The 19,932-nt window shown below is 67.6% G+C and carries 18 protein-coding genes and 1 pseudogene; 5 read left to right on the top strand and 14 right to left on the bottom strand.

The annotated features are described in order from the left end of the window. The first annotated feature begins 84 nt into the window (after window positions 1-84). Window positions 85-987 (top strand): fumarylacetoacetate hydrolase family protein, encoded by a 903-nt coding sequence (locus VM780_RS09910; RefSeq protein ID WP_325447110.1) that lies wholly within the window; start codon window positions 85-87, stop codon window positions 985-987. Between the two features lie 116 nt (window positions 988-1,103). Further along, the gene (locus VM780_RS09905; RefSeq protein WP_325447109.1) at window positions 1,104-2,576 is read left to right on the top strand and encodes an ATP-binding protein; all 1,473 of its coding nucleotides are present in this window, start codon (window positions 1,104-1,106) and stop codon (window positions 2,574-2,576) included. Window positions 2,577-2,589: 13 nt separating this feature from the next. On the opposite strand, the gene VM780_RS09900 is transcribed toward VM780_RS09905, so the two are convergent. From VM780_RS09900 to VM780_RS09835, 14 genes and pseudogenes are all read right to left on the bottom strand, one after another. Continuing rightward, the gene (locus VM780_RS09900) at window positions 2,590-3,312 is read right to left on the bottom strand and encodes an endonuclease/exonuclease/phosphatase family protein (RefSeq protein ID WP_325447108.1); all 723 of its coding nucleotides are present in this window, start codon (window positions 3,310-3,312) and stop codon (window positions 2,590-2,592) included. A gap of 13 nt (window positions 3,313-3,325) precedes the next feature. Further along, the gene (locus VM780_RS09895) at window positions 3,326-4,747 is read right to left on the bottom strand and encodes a phospholipase D-like domain-containing protein (protein ID WP_325447107.1); all 1,422 of its coding nucleotides are present in this window, start codon (window positions 4,745-4,747) and stop codon (window positions 3,326-3,328) included. A 49-nt stretch (window positions 4,748-4,796) separates the two neighbouring features. After that, window positions 4,797-6,305: a sensor histidine kinase gene (locus VM780_RS09890; protein WP_325447106.1), complete on the bottom strand. Its 1,509-nt coding sequence runs from the start codon at window positions 6,303-6,305 to the stop codon at window positions 4,797-4,799. Beyond that, entirely contained in the window at window positions 6,302-6,589 is a 288-nt protein-coding gene (locus tag VM780_RS09885) for a circadian clock KaiB family protein (protein WP_325447105.1), read from the bottom strand. Before VM780_RS09885 ends, VM780_RS09890 begins: the two co-directional genes overlap by 4 nt. A 50-nt stretch (window positions 6,590-6,639) precedes the next feature. After that, a complete protein-coding gene (kaiC, locus tag VM780_RS09880) occupies window positions 6,640-8,319 on the bottom strand; it encodes a circadian clock protein KaiC (protein ID WP_325447104.1) in 1,680 nt (559 codons plus the stop codon). A 110-nt stretch (window positions 8,320-8,429) separates the two neighbouring features. After that, window positions 8,430-9,038, bottom strand: coding sequence for an XRE family transcriptional regulator (locus tag VM780_RS09875; RefSeq protein ID WP_325447103.1), 609 nt, complete (start codon window positions 9,036-9,038; stop codon window positions 8,430-8,432). 81 nt (window positions 9,039-9,119) lie between these two features. Then, the gene (gene thiD / locus VM780_RS09870) at window positions 9,120-9,938 is read right to left on the bottom strand and encodes a bifunctional hydroxymethylpyrimidine kinase/phosphomethylpyrimidine kinase (RefSeq protein ID WP_325447102.1); all 819 of its coding nucleotides are present in this window, start codon (window positions 9,936-9,938) and stop codon (window positions 9,120-9,122) included. A gap of 52 nt (window positions 9,939-9,990) precedes the next feature. Beyond that, entirely contained in the window at window positions 9,991-10,719 is a 729-nt protein-coding gene (locus VM780_RS09865; RefSeq protein ID WP_325447101.1) for a phosphatase PAP2 family protein, read from the bottom strand. 211 nt (window positions 10,720-10,930) lie between these two features. Beyond that, window positions 10,931-11,119, bottom strand: a pseudogene (locus VM780_RS09860) (formate dehydrogenase subunit delta); the annotation flags it as partial. Window positions 11,120-11,196: 77 nt separating this feature from the next. After that, on the bottom strand, window positions 11,197-12,048 hold the full coding sequence (gene fdhD / locus VM780_RS09855; RefSeq protein WP_325447572.1) for a formate dehydrogenase accessory sulfurtransferase FdhD: 852 nt from the start codon (window positions 12,046-12,048) through the stop codon (window positions 11,197-11,199). Between the two features lie 167 nt (window positions 12,049-12,215). After that, the gene (gene fdhF / locus VM780_RS09850) at window positions 12,216-15,056 is read right to left on the bottom strand and encodes a formate dehydrogenase subunit alpha (protein ID WP_325447100.1); all 2,841 of its coding nucleotides are present in this window, start codon (window positions 15,054-15,056) and stop codon (window positions 12,216-12,218) included. 10 nt (window positions 15,057-15,066) lie between these two features. After that, window positions 15,067-16,626 carry an NADH-quinone oxidoreductase subunit NuoF gene (locus VM780_RS09845; RefSeq protein WP_325447099.1) on the bottom strand — a complete coding sequence of 520 codons (1,560 nt, stop codon included), beginning with the start codon at window positions 16,624-16,626 and terminating at the stop codon, window positions 15,067-15,069. Further along, window positions 16,623-17,129: a formate dehydrogenase subunit gamma gene (locus VM780_RS09840; protein WP_414652810.1), complete on the bottom strand. Its 507-nt coding sequence runs from the start codon at window positions 17,127-17,129 to the stop codon at window positions 16,623-16,625. Before VM780_RS09840 ends, VM780_RS09845 begins: the two co-directional genes overlap by 4 nt. A gap of 99 nt (window positions 17,130-17,228) precedes the next feature. After that, window positions 17,229-18,149 (bottom strand): LysR family transcriptional regulator, encoded by a 921-nt coding sequence (locus VM780_RS09835; protein ID WP_325447098.1) that lies wholly within the window; start codon window positions 18,147-18,149, stop codon window positions 17,229-17,231. Window positions 18,150-18,310: 161 nt separating this feature from the next. Between VM780_RS09835 and VM780_RS09830 the strand changes: the two genes are divergently transcribed. From VM780_RS09830 to VM780_RS09820, 3 genes are all read left to right on the top strand, one after another. Further along, the gene (locus tag VM780_RS09830; RefSeq protein WP_325447097.1) at window positions 18,311-19,024 is read left to right on the top strand and encodes a glutathione S-transferase N-terminal domain-containing protein; all 714 of its coding nucleotides are present in this window, start codon (window positions 18,311-18,313) and stop codon (window positions 19,022-19,024) included. Window positions 19,025-19,140: 116 nt separating this feature from the next. Continuing rightward, a complete protein-coding gene (locus VM780_RS09825) occupies window positions 19,141-19,464 on the top strand; it encodes a hypothetical protein (RefSeq protein ID WP_325447096.1) in 324 nt (107 codons plus the stop codon). Next, entirely contained in the window at window positions 19,464-19,919 is a 456-nt protein-coding gene (locus VM780_RS09820; RefSeq protein WP_325447095.1) for a phage holin family protein, read from the top strand. Before VM780_RS09825 ends, VM780_RS09820 begins: the two co-directional genes overlap by 1 nt. Window positions 19,920-19,932 lie beyond the last annotated feature (13 nt).

Below are 19,932 nucleotides of genomic sequence, written 5' to 3'. Positions count from 1 at the left end.
CCGTGGGAGCTTGGCTGGACCGTCTGACTCGCTAAAACGGTTTTCAAACAAGCGCCTAAGCGGCGGGACAACGGGGAGACGTCGATGAAGCTCGTGCGATTCGGAGAGGCAGGCGCCGAACGGCCGGGCCTGATCGACGCTGCTGGCGCAATCCGCGACCTGAGCGACGTCGTTCCGGACATCGCCGGCAAGAGCCTGACCAAAGCGGGCCTCGAGCGCATCCGCCGCGTCGATCCCGACACGCTTCCGCTCGCGCCCGCTGACGCGCGCCTCGGGCCGTGCGTGGGCGACGTGCGCAACTTCATCGGCGTGGGCCTCAACTTCGCAGACCATGCCGCCGAGACGGGACTGCGGATCCCGCGCGAGCCGATCCTGTTCAACAAGGCCCCGAACTGCATCGTCGGTCCGAATGACGACGTGATGCTGCCAAAGGGCCACCAGCGCGTGGACTGGGAGGTGGAGCTCGCCTTCGTCATCGGCGACCGCGCGCTCTACGTTTCGGAGGAGGAAGCGCTGTCGCATGTCGCCGGCGTCTGCGTCTGCAACGACGTCTCCGAGCGCTACTTCCAAACCGAGCGTTCCGGGCAGTGGACCAAGGGCAAGGGTTGCCCGACCTTCGGACCGCTGGGCCCCTGGCTCGTGACGCTCGACGAGGCTGGCGACCTCGACAATCTCGAGATGTTCCTCGACGTCAACGGCCGCCGCGCCCAGACCGGCAGCACCTCGACGATGATCTTCAAGATCTCCTACCTGGTCAGCTACATCAGCCAGTTCATGGCGCTGGACCCGGGCGACGTGGTGACCACCGGCACGCCTCCGGGCGTCGGCATGGGCATGACGCCGCCGACATACCTGAAGGCCGGCGACGTCATGCGGCTCGGGATCCAGGGGCTGGGCGAGCAGCGCCAGCAGGTGGTTGCCTTCCATCATGAGGCCGACGCGCACCCGGCTCACGCCCATCCGAGCGGTCTCGATCTCGTTCGCTGAGAGGCGCGACGGATCGTTCGGCCGCCCAGCTTCCTGGGGAAAACCTTAGCCCGACCCGCGACGCCGGCGCCGCGATGCGGCACGGTCGCCGGCTCAAGGGCGACTGGCGGAAATGAATGACGGTCGGCATCGACATCGGCGCGCGGTCTGGCGGACAGCGCGCCGTCTTCGACCTCGAGGAACTGCTCGCGACGCGCCTGCTGGTGCAGGGCAATTCGGGCTCGGGAAAATCGCACCTCCTGCGCCGCCTGCTCGAGCAGAGCGCGCCCTGGGTGCAGCAGTGCGTCATCGACCCCGAGGGTGATTTCGTCACCCTCGCGGATGCGTTCGGACATGTCGTGATCGACGCGGCGAGCGTCGAGCGTGAGCTCGTGGCGATCGCAGAGCGGGTTCGCCGGCACCGCGTCTCAGTGGTCTTCAACCTCGAGGGTCTCGACGTCGACCGCCAGATGCGAGCCGCGGCCACGTTCCTGAACGGCCTGTTCGACGCCGACCGTGACAATTGGTACCCCGCCCTCGTCGTGGTCGACGAGGCGCAGCTTTTCGCGCCAGCGGCGTCCAGCGACGCCGAGGAGGAGTCGCGGCGGCAATCGCTCGGCGCCATGACCAACCTGATGTGCCGCGGCCGTAAGCGCGGCCTCGCAGGCGTGATCGCCACGCAGCGACTGGCGAAGCTCGCCAAGAACGTGGCGGCGGAAGCCAGCAACTTCCTGATGGGGCGGACCTTCCTGGACATCGACATGAGCCGCGCCGCCGACCTGCTCGGCATGGAGCGGCGTCAGGCCGAGACCTTCCGCAATCTCGACCGCGGCCAGTTCGTCGCGCTGGGGCCGGCGATCGGCCGCAAGCCGGAGCGCGTCGCGATCGGCCCGGTCAAGACCGAGGCGCGCGGCGGCGGCCCGAAGCTGACGCCGCTGCCGGAGGCCGGAGAAGACGCCGCGGGGCTGATCTTCCGGCCGGGCGCGGAGGAGATCCGTCCGCGCCCGACGCCGGCGACGACCTCCGTGGTCGATGTTCTGGCCCAGCTCTCCCAGCCACGCATCGACGCCGACGCGCCCCCGCCGCCGCAGGATCTGTTCGCCGGCGCCGAGCGGGAGGCGAAGATCGCGGCCATCATGGCGGAGATGATGGCGGAGCCCGAGGCCGGCTTTCAGGCGGTCTCCTTGCTCTACCAGGATTTCCTCGTCCGCTGCCGGATCGCGCGGCTGCCAGGCGAGGCGCCGGACCTTCCGCGCTTCCGGCGGGAACTCGCCATCGCCAAGGCGGGCCTGGATCAGGGCTCCGTCGCCTCCTCCGACTGGGATCAGGCGACGCTGGTCGCCGCGGCGCTTCCAGAAGACGTCCGTGGCGTCTTCCTGCTGATCGCGCAGGCGGCGCATGGCAAGCACCCCTGCCCCTCCGACGCCGAGATCGCGCGCGCCTACGGCACCCGTTCGACGGGACGCGCGCGGCGGCTGCTCGCCTATATGGAGGAGCGCGGCTTTCTGAGCTGCGCGGCGGATCTTCGCGGCAATCGCATCGTGATGCTGCCCGACCTCGGCTGGCAAACCGCGCCCGGACCCGCGGAGGCGCCGGCGGCGGTCGGCTGAAGCCGCAGCGTTCCTACGCCGCGGTCCTGACGTCGCTCGACCGCGCCGAAAGATCGATCCGCGCCATCAGCGGCAGGTGATCCGACGCCTTGCGCGCGAGCGGCGTGTTGTGGACGGCGAGGTCGTTGATGAGGCCGCGCGGCCAGCCGATGATCCTGTCGAGCGGGAAAATCGGCCGGCGGGACGGGAAGCTCGGCAGCGGGTGCGGCTCGCCGAACAGCGGCTCGAACACGCTGAGCGCCGACCTGCGCTTACGCCGCCATTCGTTGAGGTCGCCGAGCAGGATCGTCGGCATCGGCGGCAGGTCCTTAAAGGCGGCGAGCAACGCGTTCGCCTGACTGACCCGCGATCGCCGCAGCAGGCCGAAATGCGCGGCGATCACGCGGAACTGCCCCTCGCCGAGATCAAGCTCCGAGATGATCGCTCCACGCGGCTCGATCCCGGGAAGCCGCAGCCGCAGGCGGCGATACGAGACCGGTTCGCCCGCGACCAGCAGCGCATTGCCGTGCCAGCCATGGCCTTCGGGAGCGTCGGACTGGGCGAGCAGGTGCAGGCCAGCCTCGCGCTGCAGGGCCACCGGATCGAGAAGTCCGATGCGCTGGCCGAAACGGTGGTCGACCTCCTGCAGAGCGACCAGTTGCGGGCCGATCTCCTTGAGAACCTGGACGATGCGGTCCGGCCGCACCTGTCCGTCGGTGCCCCGGCATTTGTGGATGTTGTAGGACGCGACCTTCAAGCCGACTCAAGCCTCAGATGTAAGGGGACATCAATCTCGCGGAGGCGTCCCGCAATTTCATGACCATGTGACGGCCGTCGACCTCTGCCGCCGTGATGGGGTCGACGCATTTCGCATCGATGATCGCCGAGAGCTTCTTCGCGAGCTCGGGGTCATAAAATTCCACGGTCAGCTCGAAGTTGAGGCGGAGGCTGCGGGTGTCCCAGTTGGCGCTCCCGATCAGGCTCCACTCGTCGTCGACAGTCATGAGCTTCGAATGGTCGAAGGGCGGCGGCGAGCGCCAGAGCCGGCATCCGGCCTCCAGCAGCGGGGAGATGTGCGCGCGGCTCGCCCAGGCGACGAGCCGATGGTTGTTGACGGCGGGCATGACCAAGCGAACCTCCACCCCTCTCAGGGCCGCAAGCTGCAGAGCCGTCAGCAGTTGTTCCTCCGGCAGGAAATAAGGCGTCGCTATCCTGATCGAGCGCCGCGCCGAGGCGACAGCGGAGAGGAGAACCAGCACCAGCTGATCGACGGCCTGATCCGGCCCGGAGACGATTGCGCGGGCGAGCGCCCGGTGCGCGCCCGTCGCTGGAGGAACGTGCGGCGTGCCCAAAGGTTCGCCCGTCGTGAAGTGCCAGTCGTCGTCGAAACCCTCCGCGATCTGCCTCACCACAGGGCCGGCGAGCTGGAAATGGATGTCGTGCACCGGGCATTTAGAAGGGCGGCCGATCAGGTTTTCTGCGCCGATGTTCAGACCCCCGACGAAGGCGGTCTCGCCGTCGACGATCAGCGCCTTCTTGTGCAGACGCAGGTCGAGCAGCGGCATCTTCCAGGGCCAGATCGAATGCAGGAATCTTGCCGCGGGAACGCCCTTCCGTCGCAATGCATGGTAGGCGGGCGATCGGAAGAAGCCGCCGCCCATGCCGTCGATCAGCACACGGACCGCGACGCCGCGCTCATGGGCGCGGACGAGCGCGTCAACGATCGGACGACCGGCCTCGTCGACGCGGAAGATAAAGGTCGCGAGATCGACCGAACTCCGGGCGCCGTCGATGGCAGCCACCATCCGCGGGTAACCTTCATCGCCGCAGTGAAGGATTCCCTCGACCGCGGCCGGCTCGACGTCGAGCCCCGTGATGGCCCCGACGGCGATCTGCAGGCGCTCCGCCTGCGGGCTCGGGGCCTTCGCGCCAAGCCTGTGGCGGGCGTGGCGCGCGTGTCGACCACGCAGCCTGCGCGCCCGGCGGTGGACGCGATTGATGCCGAAGGCGAAATAGAGCAGCGCGCCGAAGAACGGCGAAAACCAGGAGATGCCGATCCAGCCGATCGCAGCCCGCACGTCGCGCTTGTTCATCAGCGCGTGGACGGTCACCGCGAACGCAAGCGCGACATGAAGGCCGCTGAAGAGGAGCTGGCGGTTTCCAAGCAGGTCGAGGATCTTGGCGCTCTCCATCACTGCTTCGGCACAGAGGCGTCACGCTGACGAAGACATCGCGTCGCGATCAGGGGTGCGCGGCGTCGCGACCCTTCTGGCCGACGCGAACGTCGCACGCGGGCACCCGCATGGAGCAGACCACGCCGGAGGGGTGGAAAGCCACCTCCGCTCCGCCTTCGGGCGCAAAGGCCAAGCTTCTGGATATCACGGTCTGCCCGAAGCCGCTGCGCGTCGGCGGCGACACCGCGGGACCGCCGGATTCGCGCCACTCGATGAGCAGCGCATCGCGCGTCTCGGAGGCGGACACCCGAACCGAGCCCTCATTGCCGGACAAAGCGCCGTATTTGACCGCGTTGGTCGTGAGCTCGTGGAAGATCAGCCCGAGCGCCGTGGCCGCGCGGGCCGTGACGGGCGCATTCAGCCCCTTCATATTGATCCTCGCGCTGGCGGCGCCCACATAGGGCGCGAGCTCGGCGAGCACGATCTCCTGAATCGTGAGGTCCGCCCACGCCTTCTCGGCGAGCAGCTTGTGAGTGGCGGCGAGCGCCTGGATGCGGCCGGCGAACGCCTTCTGGAACCCCTCGACCGTGTCTTCCTTGGAGGCGGTCCGAGCGCAGATCGACATTACCAGCGTCAGCGTGTTGCGGACGCGGTGGTCGAGCTCGTTCATCAGCAGCTGTTGCTGGCGTTCGGCGGCCTTGCGCTCGGTCACGTCGACCAGCGTCACCACGCAGCCGCGCGTGCGCTGACCCGCGACCACGAGCGGCGCCGCGCTCACCAGCAAATCCTTAGCCCGCGGAGCTTCCGGCGCGTTCGCCTCAACGCCCTGGACTGCGCTTCCGCCCACCGCCATGGCGATCAGATCGTCGCCCTGCATCAGCCCCGGCATGGTGGAGAAGACCAGCGGGATCGCGTCCCGGAAAGGCCGTCCGATCGGACTCTCGGCGCAGATCGCAAGCGCCGCGGCGTTTGCGTGCGTGACGTCGCCTTGCTCGTCGCAGACCACCACCGCCTCGTTCGCCGAGGTGATGATGGCGCGCGCCATCCTCTCGGACTCTTCCGCGGCGGCTGCGCGGACGCGGGCGGTAAGGTCGGCGAACGTCACCGCGACGCCCCGGCTCAGCCCGAGCCGCAGGCCTGCGGCCGACACCAGGAGGTTCCGCTCCCTGCCGCCGCCCGTGACCTTGATCTCGGCGGTTCGCTTGCCGTCATCGGCCGTCGCGACGATCTCGCGCACGATCGCCGCGGACGACTGGTCGAGAGCGGCGAACAGCCCGGATTGATGAAGATCGGCGGAACTGCGGTCCAGCAGGTCGCACAGCGCGCTGTTGGCGTAGACCAGCCGGCCTTCCGCATCGAGCGCCGCGGCTCCGAAGTCCATCGCCTCCATGAAGGCGCGATACGATTCAGTGCCGCCCTCGAGCGTGAACACTTCCTCGAGCCGCGGACCTCCGATGACGAGCGCGTCGACCTCGCCGTCACGGATCGCCCTAAGGGTCTCCTCCGCCTCTTCCAGGCGCCGCCGGAGCTCCCTCGTCCCCTGCTCCGTCTCCGACGCGGCGGGGAAGTCGCTCATTCGCCGCTGACCGAGAGATGGACCAGAACTTTCTGGCTGTCGGACAGATCGCCGATGATCTTGCGGATCGGCACAGGCAGCTGCCGCACCAGCGTCGGGATCGCGACGATGTTGTGCTCGCGCGCCAGATGAGGCTGCTTCTTCAAGTCCACGACTTCGACCGTATAGCGACCGGCAAGGTGCTCCGCGCAGATCTGTTCGAGATTTGAGATCGCGGCGAGCGACTTGGGCGTCTGCCCCGCCACGTAGAGCAACAATTTGACCGGTTCGTTGGGTGTCGACATCGCTTCTTTCTATGTGCGGGAGACCGCGGTGAACAGATACCTTCCGGAGTCTATCGTGCGCGGCGCGACGCCGCGAGCGCCGCAGCGTCGACGTCCAGCTGCCGGAGGTAATCCGCCTCCGATTGCGACATCCGCCTGAGCTCCGCCTCGTCGCTTTCGATCTCCGCCTGCAGCGCCTCGATCTGGGCGAGCGCCCGGCGGCGGCGCTGGTCGACCTGATCCTGGAGACGCGCCCTCTCGTCCCGCCGGATCATCTCTTCACGCCTCAGGCGACCTTCCTCGGCGCGCCGGGCGGCGCCGGTGAGGGCGGCGCCGTCGCCAAGATAAGGCGGCTCCAGCTTGATGCCGTCCGATGAGATGATGAACTCGCGGACCTGGTTCGAATGCGAGATGCCGCGCGCCTTGATGATGTAGAGCTCGCGGTTGTACTCGCCGGACGCCTCGCGGTTCAGCAGCAGTATCCAGGCGTCCATCAGCGAGGAGAGGCCGGCCTCGGTCTCGAGGACGCCCTCCTCATGGACCAGGTGCGTGAACACCCCGGTCACGCCTCTGGCTTTCAGGAAGTCGACGATCCGCAGCAGCATCGCCTGCACTTCCAGCCTGTCGCCGGAGCCGGCGAAGGCGGAAATCGGATCCAGAACCACCAGTTTGGGGTCGAAACGCGCGACCTCGCGGAGCACGACCGCCAGGTGCATCTCGAGACTGTAGAAGGTCGGCCGCGCCGCGATGTGACGAAGCTGGCCCGACTTGATCCAGCGGTCGAGATCGAGGCCGATCGACCTCATGTTGCGGACCGCCTGATCGGCGGATTCCTCGAACGACAGATAGAGGGCCCGTTCGCCGCGCTGGCAGGCGGCGTCGACGAAGCTCGCGGCAAGCGAGCTCTTGCCGGCGCCCGCGACGCCGGTGACGAGGATACTGCTGCCGCGATGGAAGCCGCCGCCTTCCAGCATCTTGTCGAGGTCGGCCACGCCGCTTGAGATGAGCTCGTCGAACACCTGATGGTTCAGCCCGAGCGAACTGACCGGCAGCACGCTGAAGCCGTCCTCGTCGATGAGGAACGGATACTCGTTCGTGCCGTGGGCTGTGCCGCGGTATTTGACGATGCGGAGCCGGCGCGTCGAAATCTGGTTCTCGACCCGATGGTCGAGCAGGATCACACAGTCGGAGACGTATTCTTCCAGCCCCTGGCGGGTAAGCGTTCCATCGCCGCGCTCTCCGGTGATCAGCGCCGTGACGCCCTTGGCTTTGAGCCAGTCGAACAGGCGGCGGATCTCGGCCCGGAGGATGGCGGGATTGGAGAAGGCGGAGAACAGGGTCTCGATCGTGTCGAGCACCACGCGCTTGGCGCCGACCTCCTCGATCGCCAGGTCCAGCCTCAGGAACAGCGCCTCGAGATCGTAATCGCCGATCTCCGCCATCTCGCCCGGCTCGAAGGCGATGTGCTCGATGTTGATCTTGCGCTGAGCGATCAGTTCATCGAGCCCGAAGCCGAGCGAGGCGACGTTGTCGATGATGTCCTCCGGGCGCTCCTCGAAGGTGACGAAGACGCCGGGTTCGTCGAACTGGCGCGCGCCCTCGATAAGGAAGGTCGCTGCGAACAGTGTCTTGCCGCATCCGGCCGATCCGCAGACCAGTGTGGGCCTGCCGGCCGGCAGCCCTCCCAGGGTGAGTTCGTCAAAGCCCTCGATGCCGGTCGGAGACTTGGTGATGCCCAGGTGTTTCGCCATGCGGGTCTGATCGAAGCTGCCCGCTCGGCGGGGGAAATAGGGAGGGAATCCTTTAGCCCGGCCTTCGGACGGGTGAAAGGCGATTTGACATAGTGGCGGCCGGAAACCGCTTATTCCATTACCGCCGCTTTCATGATGCAGACCATGGTCGCGTGCAACGGCGCGCTTCCGACCGCGCGGACGACATGGGGCCTGTCACAGCGGTAGCGCAGCGTTTCCCCGGCTTTCGCGTGCTCAACGACGCCCGCCACCGTGACCTCCGCCTCGCCCGCGAGCACCGACAGGCACTCGAGCGATCCGCGCTGGTGGCCTTCGGACTCGAGCGCTCCGCCCGGCTCCGCCTTGACGTCGTACCACTGCAGCCACTCGACGGTCTTGATCCAGCCGATGATCGACAACCGCATCTTGCCGTCATCGGACACAATGTGCGGCGTGTCGCGGCGGCCGAGCTTCTCGATGAACGGCTCCTCGTCGGCCGAAGCCAGCACCCGGTCGATCGACACGTCGAGCGCCTGCGAGAGGCGCCAGATCGTGGCGAGCGTCGGGTTGGTCTCATTGCGCTCGATCTGGCTGATGATCGACTTCGCCACGCCCGACTGCTCGGCGAGTTCTGAGAGCGAGAGGTTGTAAGCCTTGCGCAGCCGCTGGACGGTCTTGCCCAGTTGCCCCGAGACGAACTGCGCCCCCGTGTCGAGATCGGCTCGCGCCCGACCGGCCATCACGTCACCTAGATGTTTGATGCGCCGAACGGGTGTTCGGCAGAGCGGACGCTAATTGTCCGTCCGCTGCGCCGCAAGCCATCAGCCGTGATCGGTAGACCACCACCGGACAAAATGGTGAACCGGACCGTGACCGTTTCCGACAGAGAGCTGGTCGGCGGCCTCGATCGCCTCGGCCAGATAGGCCCGCGCCTGGCGCGCCGCATCGTCGAGCCCCAGCCCCTTTGCGAGGTTTGCGGCGATCGCCGAGGACAGGGTGCACCCCGTGCCGTGCGTGTTCCTGGTCTGAACGCGTCGCCCCGCGATGCGGCTTACCCCGCCATCCGAGGCGACCAGGATGTCGACGCTCTCGCGCCCTTCGCCATGACCGCCCTTGACCAGCACCGCACGCGCGCCGAGCCGCTGGAGCGCCCGTCCCTGCTCGGCCATCTCGTCTTCGCTGCGCGCCGGAGCGCAGTCCAGCAGCGCCGCGGCCTCGGGCAGGTTCGGCGTCAACAGCAACGCCCGCGGCAGCAAGCGCGACCGCAGCGCTTCGACCGCGTCGCTCGCGAGCAGGCGGGCTCCGGATGACGCGACCATCACGGGGTCGAGCACGATCTTTTCCACGCCGTGGCGGACCAGCGCGTCGGCGACCGCCTCGATCGACTCTGCGCGCGACACCATGCCGATCTTGACCGCGCCGACCGCGAGATCGTCCATCACGGCGTCGATCTGCGCGGCGATGAACTCGGGCGGCGCGTCATGGATCGCGGTGACGCCGCGGGTGTTCTGCGCGGTCAGCGCCACGATCGCCGAAGCGCCATAGACGCCGAGCGCCGAGAAGGTCTTCAGGTCGGCCTGAATCCCCGCCCCGCCCGAAGAGTCGGAACCAGCGATTGTGAGCGCGATCGGGACAGCCATGGGCTCAGGGACTTTCGGGGTTCAGCGGCGGGTGGAATTCCGCCGCGTCGCCTCAGGAGGATTCGGTCTCGTTGTCGCGCGGCCGGAGCAGGCGGGCGATCATCCAGCAGAACAGCGCCCATGCCGCGCCGAGCGTCCAGCCGGCCAGCACGTCGGTGGGATAGTGCACGCCGAGGAACACGCGGCTGAAGCCGACCATCAGCGTGAGCAGGCCAGCGACCGCAAAGATGTAGCCGCGAACGACCTTCTTTCGTTCCGTCCGCGCCAGCAGCGCGCCGAGCGTCAGGAAGGTCGCCGCCGATCCCATGGCGTGGCCGCTCGGAAAGCTCATCGAGTGCACGGCGACCAGATGGTCGACCAGCTCAGGCCGCGGCCGGGCGAAGGCGTTCTTCAGGAGATTGGTGAGGATCGCGCCCCCGATCACCGAGCCCGCCACCAGGGCCGCATTGGCGAGCCGCTTGGTCACCAGGAGATAGGAGACGACGAGAACCGTCACCAGCGTCAGCACGGTCACCCCGCCGAGCGCCGTGACGTCGGCCATCATGATCTCGAGCCATTGCGGGCCGATCGGCCGCGCCCGATCGAGCGGATTGCGCAGCGCAAGCAGGATGGCTTCATCAAAGGCGCGGGTGGCGCCCTCCGCCATCTCGTCGCCGATCCGGATGAAGGCGAACGCAAGTCCCGAGCACAGCAGGAAGGCGACCAAGGTGCCGAACTCGGGCAGCCGCCAGGACGGCGTCCAATGGCGCACGGAGAACAGCGATTTTCGAGGGATTTCCATATCACCGGTCCGAAGATGCTGAAGCCCGGCCGGAGATAGCGCCGGCCGCCGCGCCGGCAGCCCCTGCGCGTTACGCGTCCCGCTCTTCGACCCGCGCGAGCCCAGACTTGTCCTTAGTCGGTCCCGGGTGATCCTGCGACGCCTCGCCGGTGCGAGGCTGGTCCGTCGGCGCCTTCTCGGCCTCGCCCCGCGTCGCGCGTTTGCCCTCCGCCGCCTGCTTCAGGATCGTCAGCGCCTCGAGCACGTGCGGCTCGAGCCCGTCGCCGCCCGTCGCGTCAATATGCCGGAAGATTTCCGCGCGCATGCGCGGGTCCCAGAAGTGCTGGATATGGTCGAGCACGCCCGGGACGACCTTCTGCTTCGGCTGGCTCTTGAAGAACCAGCCGATCTGGTTCGCCATGTAGATCAGGCGGTCGAGCGTCGTCTTGTGGTGGTGGCCCTGCGCCTCAGCGACGCCCGCGCTGCCCGGCTGTGCGGTCATTGTCCGGCTCCTCCGGCCGCGAGCTTCTCCGGCTCGGCGGCCACGATGCGATGGGGATGGGTAAAGACTTCGAAGCCGTCGCTGCGGGCGATGGCCGCGAGCGTGATCCCCGCCTCCTCCGCCATTCGCACGCCGAGCGCCGTCGGCGCCGAGACCGCCACGACGAGGCCGACGCCGATGACAGCCGCCTTCTGGATCATCTCGACCGAGACCCGGCTCGTGAGCACCACGAAACCGTCCTCCGTGCGCTCGCCCGCACGAGCGAGGGCGCCGGCGAGCTTGTCGAGCGCGTTATGTCGGCCGACATCCTCGCGAACGGCGATGAGGCCGACTCCGGGCCGGAAGAAGCCGGCGCCGTGCACCGCGCGCGTCTCGTGGTTCAGCGTCTGCGCGCGGCTCAGGGCTTCGAGCGCCTGATGGATCTGCGAGGCTGAAAACTGCGTCGCAGCAGAGACTTGCCTCGCCGGCTTCACGGCTTGCTCGAGGCTGTCGATGCCGCACAGCCCGCATCCCGTCGGCCCGGCGAGATTGCGCCGGCGGCGGCCGAGGCGCTCGCCGAGCCCTTTTCTGAGCCACATGCGGGCTTCCAGGCCGACGCCGGGATGATCGACCACCTCGAGGCTCTCGATCTCGTCCGGAGAACCGATGGTTCCTTCCGTCAGGCTGAACCCGATGGCGAAGTCGTCGACGTCCTGCGGGCTCGCCATCATCACGGCTTCGGTCCCGCCGTCATAGACGATCGCGATCGCCGTCTCGGCCGGGCTCGCCCTGTCAGACGTCTCGCGCACGACTCCGTCGCGCCACACGGCGCGGGAGAGGCGAACGACGGAGGAAGGGAGATTGGTCATGATGATGAGCCTGCCGTCATGGTCGGGACTGACCGGACCATCCACGCGAGCGTCGCGCGCCACGCCGAAGATCGATCCTCCGGCCGAGCCGGAGGATGACGCCCTATTCTGCAGCCGCCAACCCGGTCCGGCGTCAGCCGTCCGGGATGGCTTTGCGACGCCGGAGCCTACTCGGCCGCCTCCGCGAGAATGCGGCGGCTGAGCCTCGAGTGCTCCTCATACTCCTCCTGCCAGGCGCTTGGCCCGTTGGAGGGCGAGACCTGCACCGCCGTCACCTTGTACTCTGGGCAGTTAGTCGCCCAGTCCGAGAAGTCGGTGGTGATGACGTTCGCCTGCGTGTTCGGATGGTGGAAGGTCGTGTAGACGACCCCCGGCGCCACCCGGTCGGTGATCAGGGCCCGCAGGCTCGTCTCGCCCGCGCGGCTGCGCAACGTCACCCAGTCCCCGTCGCGGACGCCGCGATCCTCGGCGTCGACCGGATGCATCTCCAGCCGGTCCTCCTCGTGCCACCGCGAATTCTCGGTGCGGCGAGTCTGCGCGCCGACATTGTACTGGCTGAGGATGCGGCCCGTGGTGAGAAGCAGCGGGAAGCGTGGTCCCACCTTCTCATCCGTCGCCACATATTCGGTGATGACGAAGTTGCCCTTGCCGCGGACGAACTCGCCGATGTGCATGGTCGGCGTGCCTTCCGGAGCCTCCTCGTTGCAGGGCCACTGCACCGAACCGAGTTCCTCGAGCTTGGCGAAGGAGACGCCACTAAAGCTCGGCGTGGAGGCGGCGATCTCGTCCATGATCTCGGACGGATGGCTGTAGTCCATTTCGTAGCCCATGGCCTTGGCGATCATCAGCGTGATCTCCCAGTCGCCATAGCCGTTCTTCGGCGCCATCACCTTGCGGATGCGCTGGATGCGCCGTTCGGCGTTGGTGAAGGTGCCGTCCTTCTCGAGGAAGGAGCAGCCCGGCAGGAACACATGCGCGTAGTTCGCGGTCTCGTTCAGGAACAGGTCCTGCACGACCACGCATTCCATGGCCTTCAGCCCGCCGATGACATGCTGAGCGTCGGGGTCGGACTGGGCGATGTCCTCGCCCTGCACGTAGAGCCCCTTGAAGGTGCCGTCGACGGCCGCGTCCAGCATGTTCGGAATGCGCAGGCCGGGCTCGGGATCGAGCGGAACGCCCCAGAGCCTTTCGTAGAGCTCGCGGGTGTCGTCCTGGCTGACATGGCGGTAGCCCGGATACTCGTGCGGGAACGAGCCCATGTCGCACGAGCCCTGCACGTTGTTCTGGCCGCGCAGCGGGTTCACGCCGACGCCCTCGCGACCGATGTTGCCAGTCGCCATGGCGAGGTTTGCGATCGCCATCACGGTCGTGGTGCCCTGGCTGTGCTCCGTGACGCCGAGGCCATAGAAGATCGCGGCGTTGCCGCCGGTCGCATAGAGCCGCGCGGCCCCCCGAACGAGATGGGCGGGGACGCCTGTCAGACTTTCGGTCGCCTCCGGCGAATGGCGCTCCTCCGAGACGAACTCGGCCCAGTCATGGAAGGTGTCGAGGTCCGCCCGCTCGCGGACGAACTCCTCGTTCACGAGGCCCTCGGTCACGATCACATGCGCGAACGCGGTCACCAGCGCCACGTTCGTGCCCGGGCGCAGCGGCAGGTGGAAGTCGGCCTGGATGTGCGGGCTCTTCACCAGGTCGATGCGGCGCGGATCGACGACGATCAGCCGCGCGCCCTGTCGCAGCCGCTTCTTCATGCGCGAGCCGAACACCGGATGGCCGTCGGTCGGGTTCGCCCCGATGACGAAGATCACGTCGGTCTGCTCGATCGAGTCGAAATCCTGCGTGCCGGCCGAGGTGCCGAACGTCGTCTTCAGGCCGTAGCCAGTCGGCGAGTGGCAGACGCGGGCGCAGGTGTCGACATTGTTGTTGCCGAAGCCGGCGCGCACCAGCTTCTGAACGAGGTAGGTCTCCTCGTTGGTGCAGCGCGACGAGGTGATGCCGCCGACCGACGAGCGGCCATACTTGCCCTGGATGCGCTTGAACTCTGAGGCCGTGTAGGAGATCGCCTCCTCCCACGAGACCTCGCGCCACGGATCCGTGATGTTGGCGCGGATCATCGGCTTGAGGATGCGGTCCTGGTGCTGCGCGTAGCCATAGGCGAAGCGGCCCTTGACGCAGGAGTGGCCGCGGTTTGCCTTGCCGTCCTTCCACGGCGTCATGCGGACGAGTTCGTCGCCGCGCATCTCGGCCTTGAAGGAGCAGCCCACGCCGCAATAGGCGCAGGTGGTGACGACGGAATGCTCCGGCGTCCCGATGTCGTAGACCGACTTCTCCTGCAGCGTCGCCGTTGGGCAGGCCTGCACACATGCGCCGCAGGACACGCATTCCGAGGTGATGAAGGGCTCGTTCATGCCAGCGGAGACGCGGCTGTCGAAGCCGCGGCCGGAGATCGTCAGCGCGAAGGTGCCCTGCACCTCCTCACAGGCGCGCACGCAGCGCGAACAGACGATGCACTTCGACGGATCGTAGGTGAAGTAGGGGTTCGACTCGTCCTTCTTGGAGACGATGTGGTTCTCGCCCTCGTAGCCGTAGCGGACCTCGCGCAGACCGACGACGCCGGCCATGTCCTGCAGTTCGCAGTCGCCGTTCGCCGAGCAGGTCAGGCAGTCGAGCGGGTGGTCGGAGATGTAGAGCTCCATGACGCCCTTGCGCAGCTGCTTCAGCCGCGGCGTCTGGGTCTTCACCACCATGCCGTCCATCACCGGCGTGGTGCAGGAGGCCGGCGTGCCGGCGCGGCCTTCGATCTCGACCAGGCAGAGACGGCAGGAGCCGAACGCCTCCACCGAGTCGGTCGCGCAGAGCTTGGGGATCTCGTTGTTGATCTCCATCGCCGCCCGCATGATCGAGGTCCCTTCCGGAACCGTGACCTGCTGGCCGTCGATCATCAGGCTGACGGTCTTCTCCGCGGTCGAGGCGGGGGTGCCGTAATCGATCTCTTGGATGAGGCTCATGACGTTTCCCTCACTCCGCTGCGAGCATGGCCGGGCCACGCCCGAAATCTTCAGGGAAATGGGTGATGGCGCTCATCACCGGATACGGCGTGAAGCCGCCGAGCGCGCAGAGCGATCCCAGCTTCATCGTGTGGCAAAGGTCTTCGACGATCGTGAGCGCCCGCTCGCGCCCCGCGCCCCCGGCGATGACCTGATCGAGCATCTCGACGCCGCGGGTGGAGCCGATGCGGCAGGGCGTGCACTTTCCGCAGCTCTCGATGGCGCAGAACTCCATCGCGAAGCGCGCCTGCTCGACCATGTCGACGCTGTCATCGAACACCACGATGCCGCCATGCCCGATCAGGCCGTCTCGCTTGGCGAAGGCTTCGTAGTCGAAGGGCGTCTCGAAGTAGGAGCGCGGGAAATAGGCCCCGAGGGGCCCCCCGACCTGCACGGCTCGAACGGGACGGCCGGTGAACGTGCCGCCGCCGACCTCATCGACCAGTTCGCCCAGCGTCACGCCGAAGGCGATCTCGTAGAGGCCGCCATATTTGACGTTGCCGGCGAGCTGGATCGGCATGGTGCCGCGCGAGCGGCCGAAGCCGACGTCCGCGTAGGCCTTGGCGCCCTCAGCCAGAATGAACGGCACGGAAGCCAGCGAGATGACGTTGTTGATGACCGTCGGCTTGCCGAACAGACCCTTGTGGGCCGGCAGCGGCGGCTTGGCGCGGACGAGGCCGCGCTTGCCCTCGAGGCTTTCGAGCAGCGAAGTCTCCTCGCCGCACACATAGGCCCCTGCCCCGACCCGCACTTCCATGTCGAAGGCGTAGTCCGAGCCGGCGACGCTGCGGCCGAGATAGCCCGCCATGCGGGCGACCCGGATCGCCCTGTTCATCGCCGCGACCGCGTGCGGGTATTCAGAGCGGCAGTAGACGTAGCCCTTGGTGGCGCCGACCGCGAGACCCGCGATCGTCATGCCCTCGATCAGCTGGAAGGGATCGCCTTCCATGATCATGCGGTCGGCGAACGTGCCGCTGTCGCCCTCGTCGGCGTTGCAGACGATGTACTTCTGCCCGGGAGGGCACTGGGCGACGGTGCGCCACTTGATGCCGGTCGGGAAGCCCGCGCCGCCGCGGCCGCGCAGGCCGGAGTCGAAGACCTCCTCGACCGTCGCCGCGGCGCCGAGTTCGATCGCTCGCTCGAGGCCCTTGTAGCCGCCGTAAGCCCGGTAGTCGTCGAGCGAGAACGGGTCCGTCAGGCCGACGCGTTTGAAGGTGAAGCGCTCCTGCCTGGCGAAGAACGGAATCTGCTCGACGTCGCCGAGACGGAGCGCGTCTCCCTTGCCTTCGAGCAGGCCGGCGTCGAGCAGCGTCTCAACGTCCCGCGCTTTCACAGGACCGTAGCCGACGCGGCCTGCGGGCGTGACCACCTCGACCAGCGGCTCCAGCCAGAACATGCCGCGCGAGCCGTTGCGCACGATCTGCGCGTCGACGCCACGCCGCGCCAGCGCGTCGGCGAAAGCCTTTGCGACCTTGTCGGCGCCGAGCGCGACGGCGCCCGCGTCGCCGGGGACGTAGATGCGCGTCGTCATGCCCGGCACTCCGCGGCGATCTCTTCGATCTCCTCGTCATCGATGCGGCCGATCAGCCGGCCGTCGACCATGGCCGCGGGCGCACAGCTGCACAGGCCCAAACAGTAGATCGGCTCGAGGGTGACCTGCCCGTCCGGCCTGGTTTCGCCGTATCCGACGTTCAGCGTCTCGGAGATCTTTGCGGCGGTCGCGCGGCCGCCGGCTGCCTGACAGGCCTCGGCGACGCAGACCTTTACGACGTGCTTGCCGGCAGGCTCGTGGCGAAACTCATGATAGAATGTGAGCGTGCCATGCACTTCGGCGCGCGAGAGATTGAGCGCGCTCGCGATCAGAGGCACCGCGTCCTGAGGCACGTAGCCGAAGGTCGCCTGCATCGCGTGCAGGATGGGCATCGCAGCGCCTTCCATCGGAAGGTGCTCGGCGATGATTTCCGAACCGCGCGCCGGCGTCCACGTCTCGTAACAGCCGCGGGCGGCGACGGTGACCGAATGACCCATGGTCATGCTGCCGCGTGTCCTCCATATATTTTTTCTTATTGCAGAGAGTGGGTCCTCCTTACTGCCGGAATCAATCCGCGTGTCTCGTCGCGCGATAGAAGTTTTCTATGAAGCATCCTCGGCCGCGGGTCGCGCGACGGCGACCTTCGCGGCCAGCGCCTTGGCTTCAGCCACAAGGGCTTTGGTGGCCGGCGTCATTGGATCGCGGTGCGGAACCACCAGACCGACGGTGTGAACCACTTCCGGCTCGACGATCGGGATCGACCGGACGTTGGGCGGAAGCCCCATCGTTTCTCCGAAGCTTTGCGGCATCACGCTCGCCCAGGCTCCGGTGCGGACATGGGCGAACAGCACGACGGTCGAATTCGACTCGAGCGTCGGCGCGGGCGCGACGCCAGCCTCCCGCAGAAGACCTTCGACGATGCGGCGGTTCTGCATGTCGGTGGTGAGAAGACAGAGCGGGAGCCTGCCGACCTCCCGCCATGTCACCGTCTCGCGATCGCCCAGCGGGCCGCCGGCGGAGGTCAGCAGCCTGTAACCCTCTCGCCAGATCGGGACTGCGGAGACGCGGCCGAGCGGCTCGTTGTCCAAATAGGTGACGCCGGCGTCGATCTCGAGATTGTCGAGCGCCGTGCCGATGTCGAGGCTCGTGCTGCTGAGGATGGTGAAGCGGACGTCGGGATGCTTGGCGCGGAACGGCGTCGTGAGCTGCGCCACCATTGGCAGCGCGGTCGGAATGACCGCGATCCGCAGATGGCCGACCACGCCCCGCTTCAGCGCGTCGATGTCCTGCCGCATGGCGCGGGCGTCGCCCACGATGCGGCGCGCCCATTCGAGCGCGCGTTCGCCCTCGGGGGTGAAGCCATGGAAGCGCGAGCCGCGCTCCACCAGCCGCACGCCGAGCTGATCCTCGAGCTGTTTGACGCCGGCGGAAAGCGTGGGTTGCGTTACGCCGCAGGTCTCTGCAGCGCGGCCGAAATGGCGCTCCTGAGCGAGCGCGAGAAGAAAATCCAGTTTGTCGAGCATAAGCACCCTGTCGCGAGGCTTCCTGAACAAGGATAGGCCTTCGCCGGCCGCAGCGCACCTGCCCTGGCGTCCCAGAGGCGGCGGCGCGGCGAACGGTCCCTTGTGCGGGCGCCGCCTCTGCTTAGCTTGAGCGCCAACGGAACCGGAAAGGGATGCGAGCCATGGCCGAAGCGACCACGCAGCCGATCGAGTTGCACTACTGGCCGACGCCGAACGGCTGGAAGATCACCATCATGCTGGAGGAATGCGGCCTGCCCTACCGCGTGGTTCCGGTCAACATTGGCAAAGGCGAGCAGTTCACGCCCGAATTTCTCAAGATCTCGCCGAACAACAAGATGCCGGCGATCGTCGATCCCGCCGGCCCCGACGGCGCGCCCGTTTCGGTCTTCGAGTCGGGAGCGATCCTCCAATATCTCGGCCGCAAGACGGGGAAGTTCTATCCGGCCGACGAACGGCGGCGCATCGAGGTCGAGGAATGGCTGTTCTGGCAGGTCGGCGGATTTGGCCCGATGCTCGGGCAGGTGCACCACTTCCGGAACTACGCCCCGGAGAAAGTTCCTTACGCTATCGACCGCTACGTCAACGAGGCGCACAGGCTCTACGGCGTGCTTAATCAGCGGCTGAAGGGCCGCGACTTCATCTGCGGCGACTATACGATCGCCGACATGGCGACGATCGGTTGGGCGAAGCTCTGGGACAAGCAGGGCCAGGACCTCGCCGAGTTTCCCGAAGTCGCGCGCTGGATCGACACGATGCTGGCCCGGCCGGCCGTCGCGCGGGGCCTTGCGGTCAAGGTGGATGGTCCCACCCTCGATCTCGCCCAGGACAAGGCCGCGCAGGCCATTCTGTTCGGACAGCGCGCGCGGGGCGCCTGACCGCACGCCGTCGGAACATAGGGCCCTTGGCGGGCGTTCCCTGAGCGCCACTTCTCGAGCGTGCGCGGCTGCGACGATCGCGCCGCGGATGACGACCAGACCAGGAGATCGCTGCAATGTCTGACACCACCCAGGGCGCCTCGGGCGCCACCGGCGCGCGAGCTTCGTCGGTTGAGGCGGATCTCGAGACGCTGAGGAAGGACGTCGCTACGCTGACCGAGACTCTCTCGACGCTGGTGTCCGACAGCGCCGCGACGGCCCGCAGCGCCGCACGCGAGGGGATGAACCGCGCCAGCGCCGCAGCCGACGACGCCCGCGCGCGCGCCCAGGCGGCCGCCGACGACCTCAGCGCGACCATCGTCGAGAACCCGCTCACGGCCGTGCTGGTCGCGCTCGGCCTCGGTTATGTCGTAGGCGCGCTCGGCCGGAGCCGTCACTGATGTTACGCCTGCTGCTGCAGGCAGGCGCGGCACTGGCGACATTCAATCTCGGGCGCAAGGTCGCTCGACTGAAACGCACGGCGATCTTTCTGGGGATCGCGGGCGTGCTCGGCTTGCTGGGGCTCGGCGCGCTAACGGCTGCAGCGATCATCGGGCTGGCGCCGCATGTGGGCGCGATCTGGTCGCCGGTGATCGTCGCCGCCGTTCTGATCCTGATTGCGGCCCTGCTCGCCTGGATCGGCACGCGGACGCCGAAGCCCGCCACACCGCCGATGCTTACCCGCATGACGCAGATCGGGGCGGCGGGCGCCGCGTTGAACGCGACACGCCCTCCGCCGGCCAAACGCTCGGATGCCGTTCCGCCCCCGGCTCAGCCGAAGCGCAGCCGCAAGCGCGTCATCAACATGATGCTGATCGCGACGATCGCTGGCGTCGTGCTCGGCAGGCGTCTCTGACGAAAAAGGCCGC

This window comes from Hansschlegelia sp. (assembly GCF_035538955.1).
GTDB lineage: Bacteria > Pseudomonadota > Alphaproteobacteria > Rhizobiales > Methylopilaceae > Methylopila.
Note: the sequence above shows the minus strand (reverse complement) of the source record. Positions and strands in the feature narration are given on the sequence as shown.

Excerpts from the sequence above, each read along its gene's own strand:
- fdhD (WP_325447572.1), bottom strand. The coding sequence starts at position 12,048 with ATGACCAATCTCCCTTCCTCCGTCGTTCGCCTCTCCCGCGCCGTGTGG.
- VM780_RS09865 (WP_325447101.1), bottom strand. The coding sequence starts at position 10,719 with ATGGAAATCCCTCGAAAATCGCTGTTCTCCGTGCGCCATTGGACGCCG.
- VM780_RS09820 (WP_325447095.1), top strand. The coding sequence starts at position 19,464 with ATGTTACGCCTGCTGCTGCAGGCAGGCGCGGCACTGGCGACATTCAAT.
- VM780_RS09840 (WP_414652810.1), bottom strand. The coding sequence starts at position 17,129 with ATGACCATGGGTCATTCGGTCACCGTCGCCGCCCGCGGCTGTTACGAG.
- VM780_RS09905 (WP_325447109.1), top strand. The coding sequence starts at position 1,104 with ATGACGGTCGGCATCGACATCGGCGCGCGGTCTGGCGGACAGCGCGCC.
- thiD (WP_325447102.1), bottom strand. The coding sequence starts at position 9,938 with ATGGCTGTCCCGATCGCGCTCACAATCGCTGGTTCCGACTCTTCGGGC.
- VM780_RS09895 (WP_325447107.1), bottom strand. The coding sequence starts at position 4,747 with ATGGAGAGCGCCAAGATCCTCGACCTGCTTGGAAACCGCCAGCTCCTC.
- VM780_RS09910 (WP_325447110.1), top strand. The coding sequence starts at position 85 with ATGAAGCTCGTGCGATTCGGAGAGGCAGGCGCCGAACGGCCGGGCCTG.
- VM780_RS09845 (WP_325447099.1), bottom strand. The coding sequence starts at position 16,626 with ATGACGACGCGCATCTACGTCCCCGGCGACGCGGGCGCCGTCGCGCTC.
- VM780_RS09835 (WP_325447098.1), bottom strand. The coding sequence starts at position 18,149 with ATGCTCGACAAACTGGATTTTCTTCTCGCGCTCGCTCAGGAGCGCCAT.
- VM780_RS09825 (WP_325447096.1), top strand. The coding sequence starts at position 19,141 with ATGTCTGACACCACCCAGGGCGCCTCGGGCGCCACCGGCGCGCGAGCT.
- VM780_RS09890 (WP_325447106.1), bottom strand. The coding sequence starts at position 6,305 with ATGAGCGACTTCCCCGCCGCGTCGGAGACGGAGCAGGGGACGAGGGAG.
- VM780_RS09875 (WP_325447103.1), bottom strand. The coding sequence starts at position 9,038 with ATGGCCGGTCGGGCGCGAGCCGATCTCGACACGGGGGCGCAGTTCGTC.
- VM780_RS09885 (WP_325447105.1), bottom strand. The coding sequence starts at position 6,589 with ATGTCGACACCCAACGAACCGGTCAAATTGTTGCTCTACGTGGCGGGG.
- VM780_RS09830 (WP_325447097.1), top strand. The coding sequence starts at position 18,311 with ATGGCCGAAGCGACCACGCAGCCGATCGAGTTGCACTACTGGCCGACG.
- kaiC (WP_325447104.1), bottom strand. The coding sequence starts at position 8,319 with ATGGCGAAACACCTGGGCATCACCAAGTCTCCGACCGGCATCGAGGGC.
- fdhF (WP_325447100.1), bottom strand. The coding sequence starts at position 15,056 with ATGAGCCTCATCCAAGAGATCGATTACGGCACCCCCGCCTCGACCGCG.